Raw genomic sequence first — 11,961 nt, forward strand, 5'->3', positions numbered from 1 at the left:
TTGCATCTGCTTCAGCGACACGGTGCGATCCGACGACAGGGACTGCTCGCGGTTCAGCGTCTCCTGCAGGAAGCGCTCCTGGTTGACCGCCTGCAGGAACTCCGACTGGGCGCGAATCAGGGCCGGACTGTTGAGCCTTGCCAGCACCGTGCCCGGTTCGACCGGCTGATCTTCGACGACATCGATCGATTCGATGCGGGCTGCCATCGGCACCGCGACGATGCTGATCTGGTTCGGCGGAATGGCAACGCGGGCGGGAAAGCCAGCGCCTCGGCTGGCCGGCGTCGCGGCAAGCGGCACCACCTCGATGCCGACGCTGGCTGCCTGCTCGGGCGTCATCGCGATGTCATCCGCCGCCGCTGCCGACGCAGCGCAGGAGGCTGCGAGCAGCATCGAGAGGCCGGTCCTTTGCGCCGTGCGCCATGCCGTGGCGGAACCCGTTCGAGATCGCATCTTCATTTGATCCTTGCATCGCCGTGTCGACCGGCTACCCTGCGCGCATCCTATCCCCCCGGGGGGGACCTTAGTCAATTCAGAACTGGACCAGACGCTTCATGCTTGGCCTCTCGTTTCGACGACTGATACCGCTGCTCGCGACCGGACTTGCCGTTCCATTGCTGGTGAGCTGCGCATCGTACGTCGCTCGGCCGATCAGCCCGGCTTACACGGCCGGCGCGCTCGAAAGCCGCACCTTGAGCGAGCCGCGACTCGCGAGCTTCATCGCCATGGCGTCGCCCACACATGCCGGCGGCGTGGCGGTGTGGGACATCTCGACATTGACGCTGGCGGCGCTCTACTACCATCCTGATGTCGATATCTCGCGCAACCGTCTCGCCCTGGCGCAGGCCGGCGTCGTCACGGCGAGGCAGGTACCTAACCCGAGCCTGAGCGTGGCGCCAGGCAACGGCATCCTGGCGTCCGAAGCGCCGTCGCCGCTGACCATCGGCTTCCTGATAAACTTCATCGTCGAGACGTTCGGCAAGCGTGAGATCCGCACCGACCAGGCGAAGAATCTCGTCGACGCTGCGCGCCAGGATCTCGCGACGGCGGCCTGGCAAATCCGCAGCGGCGTCCGCACCGCGCTGCTCGACCTGTGGGCTTCGGAGGGACGGCTGCGGCTCGCGCGCAAGCGGCTCGTCCTGCAGGAGCAGATCGTCGCGCTCCTCGAACGCCGCTTCACCGCCGGCGACGCCTCGGCACTGGACGTGGCGCGTGAGCGCATCAACCTCAGCCAAGTGACGCTTGCGGCGCGCGACGCCGAACGCCAAGCGGGCCAAGCACGGGCGCGCCTTGGTGCGGCAATCGGCGTGCCGGCGCGAGCCATCGAGCAGGTCAGGGTGTCGCTCGTCACCTTCGACCAGCCGCCCACCGTTCCAGACGTGCGCGACATCTCCGAAGGCGGATTGCGCCGGCGCGCCCTCCTTGAACGGTCCGACGTCCTGGGGCTACTGGCCGAGTATGACGCCTCGCAGATGGGCCTACGGCTGGAAATCGCCAAACAATATCCCAACCTGACGGTCGGCCCGGGCTATGCGTTCGACCGCGGTGACAATCTCTACAATTTTGAGCTGACGCTCGACCTGCCGATCTTCAATCGCAACCAGGGCCCGATTTCGGAGGCGGAAGCGAGGCGGCGCGAGGCGGCGTCGCGGTTCGTGGCGCTGCAGGCCAAGGTGATCGGCGAGATCGACACGGCGGTCGCGAGCTACCGCGGCGCCGTGCGCACCGTGACAACGGCGGACGCACTGCTGCAGAGCCAGGTTAGCCGCCGCCGGCAGCTTGATCGCGCCTTTCAGATGGGCGAGGTCGACCGGCTTGCGCCTCTGACCGCGGACCTCGAACAGGAGGTCGTCCAGCTCGCGCGGTACGAAGCCTTAGTGCAGCAGCGTGAGGCCATGGCCCAGCTTGAGGACGCCCTGCAGCGCTCGCTGTTCGATGCCGGCGACTCTTTCATGAAGCTTTCAGAAACCCAGACGGGGCGTCCGGACATTCTCGACACCATGTCGCCGATCGCGCCCAAGTGATGATTCTTGATATCCCCCCGGAGGGGATGATAGGGATTCTGGCATGAATTGCAGTCTTCCGACGAAGGGACATTGCTGAAGGATATGCGGATGGTCGCGACCCTCCTGATCCGCCGCGCGCTGGCGGCTCTGCTGGCCGTGGCGCTGGTGTTCGCGCCGCCCGTGGCCTTCGCCAACCAGGATTTCCAGTTCGGATCTATTGGCGCGTTGGTGGAGGCTGGGCACGACCATCCTTCCGACGGTGCCGCGCGCGACCTGCATAAACATAGCCATTCGCACGACCGCTCAGCGCCCGACCATTCGCATGAATCAGGAACGGTCGCCGCCACGTATCAGCAGATTTCGCCGGTCTTGCACGGCGGCTGGGCCGCCGGTACGGAAGACCATGTCCATGGCCGCACAAGCCGCCCGCCAGAGCGCCCACCGCGACTGATTGCCCGACTGTAGAGGTGCCGACCGGCAACGGCAGGTGCGCTTTCCTGTATCAGTGAGGTCTAATCATGCGTCTGTGTGCCCATCCACATGAGGACGGGCGACGACATGCCGGGCAATGGTTTGTCGCGGCTGTGTCCATCGTCCTGCTATGCCTGTCGTCGTCGCCGCTCCTGGCCCATGCCGTCGCCGAGGGCGACAAGGGATACATCCAGGAGATAACCGGCGTTCACCTGCTGCCGTTCATCTACCGTGGCGCCAAGCACATGGTGACCGGCTACGACCACATCCTGTTCCTGCTGGGCGTGGTGTTCTTCCTCTATCGCGCCAAGCATGTCGCGCTCTATGTCAGCCTGTTCGCGCTGGGCCATTCGACGACGATGCTGCTGGGCGTCTATTTCCAGATCGGCATCAACAGCTATCTGGTCGACGCCATCATCGGCCTGTCGGTCGTCTACAAGGCGCTCGACAATCTCGGCGCCTACCAGCGCTGGTTCGGCTTCCAGCCGAATACCAAGGTCGCAACGCTGGTCTTCGGCTTCTGCCACGGCTTCGGCCTGTCGACCAAGATCATCGACTACGAGATCTCGGCCGATGGATTGCTGGCCAACCTTCTGGCGTTCAACGTCGGCGTCGAGATCGGCCAGCTTCTCGCCCTCACCGCCATCCTGATCGTCATGGGTTTCTGGCGACGGGCGGCGGGTTTCTGGCGACACGCCTACACCGCCAACGTCGTCATCATGACCGCAGGATTCGTCCTGATCGGCTACCAGCTCACCGGCTACTTCCTAAATCAGACCTGAGGTTCTTCCATGTTCAACGCCGAAATCCCTTCCCGCGCCGAACTGCCCAGCACCGCGAAGCTCGTGAAATCTACGATCGTCGCCGCCGTCGCCGCACTCGTGATCCTCGTGACGATCGTGCTGCCGGCCGAATACGCCATCGATCCCACCGGCATCGGCCGCGCGCTGAAGCTCACCGACATGGGCGAGATCAAGAAGCAGATCGCCATCGAGGCCGAGATCGATCGACAGCGCGACCGCCAGCAGGCCCCTGCGGCAACGCCCGAGCGCCGGTCGAGCGTCGCGGGTCTGCTCGCCGGCCTGCTGGTGTCGCCGGCCTCGGCGCATCCCGGCGGCCACGACGACGACGCGACAAATCAGGTCACGCCGTCGCCCAGCCCGACGACCGAAGTCGCGCAGCCGGCGGCGGGCGCGAAGACCGACGAGGTCGTCTTCACGCTGAAGCCGAACGAAGGCGTCGAATACAAGATGACGATGCTGCGCGGTGCCGTGACCCAGTTTTCGTGGCGCGTCGACGGCGGCAAGGTGAACTACGACATGCACGGCACGCCCAAGACCGGCGGCAAGGAGTCGAGCTACAAGAAGGGCACCGCGGTCGCCTCCGATACCGGGGCGCTGACGGCCGCCTACGATGGCAGCCACGGCTGGTTCTGGCGCAATCGCGGCTCCAGCGACGTGACGGTGACGCTGAAGGTCACGGGTACCTATTCCGAAATCAAACGCATGAACTAACCCTGCCGTTCTCCGCATGGCAGCGCTTCTCGCGTAAGCATCCCGCGGCACGACCATCCGACGGTCGAGCTTCGAACCGCAGGCCACCCGACGCCCACGCAATTGACGAACGCTGGTCGGTACGCACTCGGAGCGGACGGCGTTTGCGGGAAACGAATCGTCGGGATAGCCCCGAGCGACGCAGGCTGATCGCATCGTCGTCGGGGACGTTCGTCACTTCGCGCACGATGCCGGAATGGGCGATATCGTGAGGGCCAATGGGATTTGAATAGTGGACAGTCGCCGGCCCGCCTTCAGGCAAAGAAAACCCCGCCCGGCGAACCGGGCGGGGCTTCGGGGGTGCTCCCTTACTCGCCGTTCTTTTTGCGGCTGCGCGCCCAGATCAGGGTGAACCCCTCCCCGTCTTCATCGTCGAACAGGTTGGCAAAGATCGGTGCGTTGAAGCTTGGATCATCGAGCTTGAGCGAGAGGTAGTCGCGACCCTCATTCGAGCGCTTCGACCAGGCGGCCCCGATCTCGGCGCGCCCGACGAAGACCCGGTAGCTGGGGGCATTGTCGTTCGACCGGTTGGCCTCGGGGACGATGCGGACGCCCTTGGTCTGGACGCTCAAGGTGACGATCTCGCCCTGGTACTCATTGCCGGTCTTCTTGAAGGAACCGATGTTAGCCATGTGACTTCTCCTTGCTGTTTCGAGCTCCGCGACCATCGCGGCCTCGATGGCGATCGTTTGCCGGAGGCGATCGACGCCGCACCCGCTCGCGGGCCGGAGCGCAGCGGAGGATGGCGGCGGAGCGACTTTCTTGCCTCGCGAGGAATGGGCGAAGCCCAGGGGAAGTAAGTCGCTCCGCCGCCGTTGCGGCTCAGGCGATCGAGGCGCAGCCGTCCTACGGCTAGATCAAGCCAAGGAGAGGCAGCAGGTCGCGCGCCGAATAGCATCCTCGCGAGAAGTCGTGGCCAATCTGAAGGGTCCTGCACAAGAGGGCCGACTTGCATGGCGAAGAGGAGGCAACCCGCGCGTAGACAAAGGACGGCATCATCCCAGCCACTCGCCTAAAGCAATGCCCCATCACAACGTCTGTCAGCCGCGCCGGAAATCCAAGCTCTTCGAAGCGCTAACGAGGGCCTCGCTCCTTGAGCGCATGATATCGAGGAATAACGGCCCTTCGGCCAGCTGTTGATGATGAGGATGCCGAGAACGTCAGGCTCTCGGGTCATATGGCCGCCGGCCAATAGGCGAGTGAGTGCCTCCCGTGCCCTGTCCACCGGGCGACGGGGTGAACAGCGTCATGCGCGAGAAGGCCGTGAAGCCAGAGAGAACAGCGCCCGCAACGGCGAACGCTATCTGCCAGCTGCCAGGGGACATACTGAGGCCGGCCAGCACAAATGCCACCTGATAGCCGGCGATCGATGCCGGCACGGCGTAAAACAGACCGATGACGATGCGGATTAGCGGCATACGCGTGTTAGCAACGGCAATCTGCCCGAACGCCAAAATGGCGCCGCTCACAACGAACCCGATAAGGAGCGCGCCGACGATCCCTCCTCCGCCGTCAAGGGCCGCGAGACCCGCCGTCAGTCCGATGAGGAAGGGAAGCGCATAGATGGCGAGCGTGAAAAGGAGCCAACAGAAGAAGCCTAGGCCAGCGACGCTGAGAACGATGGCGAGCATGGTGGATCTCCGTGACAAGAGTCGAACGGCGGCACCTTCCACCACCACCATGGCGCCATAGAACTACTGTCGAATGTGAAGTTGGCCAAAAGGCGGCGCTTACGCGCCGCCCGAGCCGAAGCGCCAGACCGGGATGCCGAGCTTGCGAGCCTTGTCGGCCAGGTTCTCCTGGATGCCTGATCCGGGGAAGACGATGACGCCGATCGGCAGGACTTCCAGTATCCGGTCGTTACGTTTGAAAGGTGCGGCCTTGGCGTGACGGGTCCATTCCGGCTTGAAGGGGATGTGAGCCACCTTGCGGTCGTCGGCCCAACGGGCTGCGATACGCTCGGCGCCGGTCGGCGAGCCGCCGTGCAGCAGGACCATGTCGGGATGCTTAGTACGGACCTTATCGAGCGTGCTCCAGATGAGGTGATGGTCGTTAAATTCGGCACCGCCGGTGAAGGCGATCTTGGAACCGGCCGGTACCAGCAGTTCCGTGTCGGCCCGACGGCGGGCGGCCAGGAAGTCCCGGCTGTCAATCATCGCTGCGGTGAGCGCCCCGTGATTGACCATCGATCCTGTACGCGGCCGCCAGGCCGAGCCGGTATGGACCTCGAAGCGATCAGCGGCCTGGTCACGAAAGAGCTCCATGGCGTTGCGGCGTTCGATCAGCGTGAGGCCCTCGGCGAGGAGCCGCTCCAGTTCGACTGAACGCACCTCGGATCCGTTCTGCTCCTTCTGGCTGCGACGTTGTGCCTGCTCATTGCCGTCGAGTTCACGCTCGATCCGGCCGGTGGCACGATGGAACAGATTGACGGTCGACCACAGCAATTCCTCGAGGTCGGGCTCGAGGCGCGTATCGGTGAGAGTCGAGACGAACGCATCGAAGATGTCGACAACGGCGCCGACGATGTGTTGAGCATCCGGTAGTGGCCTCGGATCCGGCTCGTCCTGGAAGGGACGATGTCCGAACAGCTGCAGCTCGGTGAGGAAGTGGTCGGTCGGGGATGACGTGTGGAGAGGCTCAAAGTCGGTATCGTCGCGGTCGGTCGGCATGAGGATGTCCTTTGTCGGATCGGCCGCGCCCATCGCGGCCTTCGTGGGCGTCGACAGACGGCGGGCGGACCGGGCCTGCACCGCTTGCGGCCGCAGCGCAGCGGAGGACGGCAGACGGAGGCTTTCTTGCCTCGCGAGGAATGCCGGCTTCAGCCGGCAGGGGAAGAAAGCCGAGGACCGCCGTTGCGGGACCGGGCAGCCTGCCGTCCGATCGCCCCTCTAGAAGGCCGGGGTGCGCTCTTGTCCGCCATGACAGACAACTGAACGACCGGCGATTGCGTGATGCCCCTGCCCGTGCTCATCCCGTCGCCGCCGAAACCAGGAAGCGATCCATGTCCCGCGCGGTGAGCTGCCGCCCCACGGATACCCGCAGCCTGGCGACTCCCAGGCGGCAGAGATCCTCGTTGAAGTCGTCGAAATTAGGCGACAGGTCCCTCACCTCGATTCCGGCGACCTTGGCACGTTCCGACAGGCTGGTCATCGCTGCATCACCAGCCGGATCAGCATCGCGCGCGACGTAGAGACGGCGTACAGTTGATGGAAGCAAAAATGCCGCGAGGTGGTTGGCCGAGAGTGCGGCGACCATCGGCAGGGTCGGCAGCACCACTCGCAGCGACAGCATGGTCTCGATCCCCTCCCCGGCGGCCATCACATCGCCAGCCACACCGAAGCGAACGCCATGCCCCAGGAGATGACCCATGGCGCGTCGCGTCGAGCCAATGGGCGCCTTGTCGTGACCAGACCGAGAGAGCCACGTGCGTTGAACGCCCGTGACGTTGCCGCCAAGGTCGGTAACGGCCGCAATCAGGGCCGGCCGGGTCTCGGCCGGACTGTCCTCGTCGGGGCGGTAGTAGCAGCGCGGATGGAAGCGCAGCGGGTCACTGTTAAACACAGTCCCGATGCCACGTCTGTGCAAGTAAGTTTGCGCCAAGGTGCCTGCGAGCGGGCTGGCCATCGCGTAGAGACGGCGTGCCGATTCAGGGGAACCGCGCGGTGCGGGAAGACGATCCTGCCGTGGAGCGATCTGGTCTGGCGGCGAGGCGAGAAACGTGCGGGCCTCGTCCAGGATATCGCGCAGGCGATCCAGACCTCGATTGAGGGCGATGAGGTCCAGAAGGTCGCCATGCTCGCCTGTGGCGGCGTCCGTCCACTTGCCAGCGGCGCCCTTGCCATGGTCCGGTCCGCTCAAGCGGACGAACAGGCTGCGGCCTGGCGTGTTGGCGACATCACCGACCAGCCAGTAGCGACCCTCGCGATGGCCATTCGAGAGATAGTGGCGGCACGCCGCCTCGGCGTTGCGGGCGAGACGGCGGGCGAGGTCGGTCGCGTGGGACGACATGGCTGCCCCTCACGCTGCGACCCGATCGGCGATGCGCGCGATCGGGTAGCGTTCTATCAACCCGGCGAGGATCTCAGGGCCGTTGGCCCCGGTTGGCACGAACAGCCGAGTTTCGACCGTGGTGCCATGGCGGGCATAAACACGCCCATCGACGGCAGCGCTAAACGCGACACGGCCGCGTTCCTGGAGGCGGACGAAAGCCTCGCGCCATGACGGATGGTCCAGCGAGAAACTGGCGCCGGTGATCGCGACCAGCCGTCCGCCCTCCGCGACGCGGGCAAGTGCGGAGGCGACATGGCGCAGGGCGGCGTCCGCGACGGCGCCGTCGACATGTGCCGCAGCCGAGAACGGCGGGTTCATCAGCACGACGCTCGGGCGCACGACATCGCCGAGATGGTCGTGGATGTGAGCCGCGTCGTAGCGAGTCGTCGCAGCGCTGGGGAAGAGCCGTCCAAGCAAAGCCACGCGGGTTTCCGCCAGCTCGTTCAGGACCAGCCCGCTGCCGGCGAGCTCGGCAAAGATGGCGAGCAGGCCCGTGCCAGCCGAGGGCTCGAGAACGAGATCGGCCGGGGTGATCGCGGCAGCGCTGGCGACGACAAACCCGAGCGCGAGCGGCGTCGAGAATTGCTGCAGCGCCTGGCTCTCCTCGGAGCGTCGTGTATGGCTGGGAAGAAGTGCGGCGATCTTGCCGAGCATGGACAATTCAGCAGCTGGCGACCCAGCCCGCGCCCGAATGACCGGGCCGAACTTGCGCATGAACAGCACGGTCGCCGCTTCGCAGGCGTCATAGGCGGTCTTCCAGTCCCAGGCGCCGGCCGCATCGGAGCCGCCGAAGGCGTGCTCCATGGCGCCACGCAGGACGACCGCATCGATGCAGCGGCCACGTTCGAGATCCGGGAGAAGAAGATGTGCGGCAGTGACGATGCCATCGGACAGATTGGCCGTAGAAGAGCCGAACGGGCGCATCGGTGCCTGCACGGCCACGGAGGCAGAAAGATTCGACATGGAGGAGACCTCGGGAGAGCGGAAACGGTTCGAGCCAGGAGGCGCTCTCTCTCGACCCCACTGGCTCAAACCCGTTCCGGCCGTCCTCTCCCTCTCACTTCGGAAGGAGTCATGGCGCCTCTCTCAATGGAAAAAGCCCGGCACAGTGGCCGGGCTTATCCAACGATTGACGGCGAGAGCGCGGGCGGCCAGAGCCGCCCTGCGGGTCCGCGCTATTCGGCGGCGATGGGATGCCGATCCACGTCGTCCGTGACAGCATTCTGCGCCTCGCCGTCGGCGAGGAAGGCGGGAAGTTCCTCGACCGTGTCGGTCGACGTGTCCGACACGTCTACGCTGTCGGCGAGCCTCAACGGTTCCGGCAGCCAGCCCGTGCCGTCGAGCAGCCGCTCAGCCTCCGTCGCCATTTCGGCCTTCTTGAGATGGTCGATGAGCTGTGCCGCCTGGTCTCCCTTGGCCTCCCGCACCGCTTCCAGGATGCGGGTCTTGGTGACACGGCCGAGATAGTTGTCGGCCGTGGGCCGCCAGCCGGCTTCCACCATGTTGAGGCCGACGGCACGGGCGAGCCGGTCGGCCTGGGTGATACGGTACTGGACGCCGTGCACTGAGACACCCGGCCCGCCGTAGCGGTCACCCTTCTCGTAGAGGGCATTCACGCCGAACGAAACGCAGTGCGCAAGTAATGCTGCCCGCCGGGTTTCGTCGAGGGTCGCGATCCAGTCCCAGAGCGCGTCGTCGTCCTTGGGCACCTCGACCTTCCACGCCTCGTGCCGCTCGGCGATCGCCTGAGCGGAGGGGCTGTCCTTCAGGTCGGCCGCCTGGACGGGGAAGAACACATGCCGCACCGAGGCTTCCAAGCATGCGCCAGGTGCGCTGTGCTGGAAGGTATCAAAGCAGAGCTTGTGCAGCAGCACCGTCAGGGCGACCTGCGGTTCGCTCGCCACCGCATCCCGCAGCGCCAGGGTGCGGTGGGCGGTCAGCTCGCTGACAAGCCGCTCGGGCAGCGGCTTGACGACGTTGTCTCCGTCGTCGTCATCATCCGGCTCGCCGCCGCCGATGGTGATGACGGTACGCTGCACGTCAGAGGCGGCAGGTGCAATCCCGTCTAGGAGCGGACGGACATTCAGGCTCTGCAGGAGCCCACGACGGGCGATGTCCTCTGCTAACTCCTCAATCGAGACGCCGGCCTTCAGACGCCGGACGTTCGACTGGCTGAGCGCCAGCTTGTTGAAGGGAATGTCGCGCGAAGCGTTGAGAGTGATCTTCTGAACCTTCTTTACCATATCATTTACTCCGCGACGGCCGGACGGGAGACCCTCTCTCGACCTAAAATCCGTCACGAAAGCCGGCGCAGCCCTCTCCCTCTAGATTCCCCTTTAAGAACAAGATGAGCGAGACGCACGCCGCTTCGATTCACCCGGACTTCAGAGTGTCGATTCTGATCTTGGCTAGGTTCTGCGAACGTCTGTCGTAGGAAGGTCCTTCTCATCGCGTGGGTGTGGAGTTTGCAACCTCTCCTGCCGTCCACGGCTTCTCGCCTCTGACCACTTCCAGCGGGCGGACTAGAGCCTACTTCGACACGGACGCGCCCGTACTGATGGTCTGAAAAGCGCGTCCCCCAATGTAGCGGTGGACAAGCCAGTTCTGTGAATTGTGGGTACAAACTACGGTGGTATGCTTGCAGGATGGACAACAAGGAAAAGCGCGACTTCAGCGCCAAGCATCTCGATCGGGTTCTGGGGTTCTTCGCCCGCGTTGAAGCCAAGGCATCGTTTCTGTTTGCGATCAACACGACGCTGCTCGCGCTGATCGCCCTGAACCTGCGAAAATCCGATCTTTCACTTTGGTACGTAATGGTGCCGGGGATTGCGGCCGTTCTGCTGCTCGTAGTTAGCCTATGGTTTATCTACCAGTGCCATTTTCCAAAGCTAGAGGGCGGCAGCGGTTCGCTCGTCTACTTCGCCGAAATCTCTAAGCGCACCGAGCTTGGATTCGTCAATGAGTGCGAAGCGGTGAGCGAAGAAGCGTTGATCAAAGACTATCTCGGGCAGACCTGGCGCAACGCGCAAATTCTTACCGCCAAATTCGGGCATGTTAAGGCTGCGTTTACGATGACCGGTCTCGCGCTGGTGCCGTGGTTTTTGTTTCTGGTCGCGACCTCGATCACCAATGCCGAAACACCTCTGCTCCGCTAGATGGCGATCGCCGATGACATCGCGAGCGATATCGACGGCGTCCTGTCCGATACGTGGAACATTCGCGATGGACAGGTCGTGCTGGATACTGAGGACGTTGCTCTGTCCGGGGGTGGCGTAAAACTCGACGCGGCCATGCTGTATGCAGACATGGCGAACTCGACCGAGCTCGCCATGTGGGACCGGCGTGTCGCGGCCCGGATCTGTAAAGCCTTTCTAGCGAGCGCCAGCCGTCTCATCCGGCACAAGAGCGGTCACATCCGGAGTTTCGACGGAGATCGGGTCATGGGGGTCTTTGTAGGCCCAACGATGAACACCAATGCGGCCAGCTGCGCCCTGCATATCAACTGGATGTTCACGAAGCTCCTGAAGCCGAAATTTGAGGCGAGGTACCCGAGGCTTGAGGATGGAACCTACAAACTGGCACACGCGACGGGCGTCGATCGCAGCGACGTCTTGGTCGTCCGCGGCGGCATCCGTAATAATAACGACCTAATCTGGATCGGCCGCGCCCCTAACGTGGCGGCCAAACTGAGCGCGCTACGCGTATCGCCATACCACAGCTTCATTACACACGACGTGTATTCCCGCCTTCGTGAAGATGCGAAGCTCAGCGGGTCCACCGACATGTAGCAGCGCTGCACCTGGGACGGTCCGGTGGACACGGCCTATCGGTCTAGCTGATGGTGGAAGCCCTAGGTCGGCAGACACCCCGCCAAGCCAATC

At 64.3% G+C, this 11,961-nt stretch carries 11 protein-coding genes and 2 pseudogenes; 6 read left to right on the forward strand and 7 right to left on the reverse strand.

Annotated features, from left to right (window positions below; all coding sequences use genetic code 11):
- Window positions 1-393 (reverse strand): efflux RND transporter periplasmic adaptor subunit (locus tag Q7V45_RS18150; protein WP_304854553.1); only part of this gene is annotated, 393 nt, incomplete at its 3' end.
- A 161-nt stretch (window positions 394-554) separates the two neighbouring features.
- Here Q7V45_RS18150 and Q7V45_RS18155 point away from each other — a divergent pair.
- From Q7V45_RS18155 to Q7V45_RS18170, 4 genes are all read left to right on the forward strand, one after another.
- Window positions 555-2,024: a TolC family protein gene (locus Q7V45_RS18155; RefSeq protein ID WP_304854556.1), complete on the forward strand. Its 1,470-nt coding sequence runs from the start codon at window positions 555-557 to the stop codon at window positions 2,022-2,024.
- Window positions 2,025-2,114: 90 nt separating this feature from the next.
- Window positions 2,115-2,471 (forward strand): hypothetical protein, encoded by a 357-nt coding sequence (locus Q7V45_RS18160; RefSeq protein ID WP_304854558.1) that lies wholly within the window; start codon window positions 2,115-2,117, stop codon window positions 2,469-2,471.
- Window positions 2,472-2,524: 53 nt separating this feature from the next.
- A complete protein-coding gene (locus tag Q7V45_RS18165; RefSeq protein ID WP_304854559.1) occupies window positions 2,525-3,259 on the forward strand; it encodes a HupE/UreJ family protein in 735 nt (244 codons plus the stop codon).
- 9 nt (window positions 3,260-3,268) lie between these two features.
- Window positions 3,269-3,991, forward strand: coding sequence for a transmembrane anchor protein (locus tag Q7V45_RS18170; protein WP_304854561.1), 723 nt, complete (start codon window positions 3,269-3,271; stop codon window positions 3,989-3,991).
- 347 nt (window positions 3,992-4,338) lie between these two features.
- On the opposite strand, the gene Q7V45_RS18175 is transcribed toward Q7V45_RS18170, so the two are convergent.
- The 6 genes and pseudogenes from Q7V45_RS18175 to Q7V45_RS18200 form a co-directional block, all read right to left on the reverse strand.
- Window positions 4,339-4,662: a DUF736 domain-containing protein gene (locus tag Q7V45_RS18175; protein ID WP_304854563.1), complete on the reverse strand. Its 324-nt coding sequence runs from the start codon at window positions 4,660-4,662 to the stop codon at window positions 4,339-4,341.
- A gap of 528 nt (window positions 4,663-5,190) precedes the next feature.
- Window positions 5,191-5,661: a hypothetical protein gene (locus tag Q7V45_RS18180; RefSeq protein WP_304854565.1), complete on the reverse strand. Its 471-nt coding sequence runs from the start codon at window positions 5,659-5,661 to the stop codon at window positions 5,191-5,193.
- Window positions 5,662-5,760: 99 nt separating this feature from the next.
- Window positions 5,761-6,699 carry a DUF2493 domain-containing protein gene (locus Q7V45_RS18185; protein ID WP_304854614.1) on the reverse strand — a complete coding sequence of 313 codons (939 nt, stop codon included), beginning with the start codon at window positions 6,697-6,699 and terminating at the stop codon, window positions 5,761-5,763.
- A 298-nt stretch (window positions 6,700-6,997) separates the two neighbouring features.
- A complete protein-coding gene (locus tag Q7V45_RS18190; RefSeq protein WP_304854567.1) occupies window positions 6,998-8,038 on the reverse strand; it encodes a toprim domain-containing protein in 1,041 nt (346 codons plus the stop codon).
- Window positions 8,039-8,134: 96 nt separating this feature from the next.
- Window positions 8,135-9,104, reverse strand: a pseudogene (locus tag Q7V45_RS18195) (hypothetical protein); the annotation flags it as partial.
- 151 nt (window positions 9,105-9,255) lie between these two features.
- Window positions 9,256-10,143, reverse strand: a pseudogene (locus tag Q7V45_RS18200) (DNA-binding protein); the annotation flags it as partial.
- Between the two features lie 582 nt (window positions 10,144-10,725).
- Here Q7V45_RS18200 and Q7V45_RS18205 point away from each other — a divergent pair.
- Window positions 10,726-11,235 carry a Pycsar system effector family protein gene (locus Q7V45_RS18205; protein ID WP_304854569.1) on the forward strand — a complete coding sequence of 170 codons (510 nt, stop codon included), beginning with the start codon at window positions 10,726-10,728 and terminating at the stop codon, window positions 11,233-11,235.
- Window positions 11,236-11,868 carry an adenylate/guanylate cyclase domain-containing protein gene (locus Q7V45_RS18210; RefSeq protein WP_304854571.1) on the forward strand — a complete coding sequence of 211 codons (633 nt, stop codon included), beginning with the start codon at window positions 11,236-11,238 and terminating at the stop codon, window positions 11,866-11,868.
- Window positions 11,869-11,961: the final 93 nt, after the last annotated feature.

Source organism: Reyranella sp. (genome assembly GCF_030651995.1).
In the GTDB taxonomy this organism is placed as follows: domain Bacteria; phylum Pseudomonadota; class Alphaproteobacteria; order Reyranellales; family Reyranellaceae; genus Reyranella.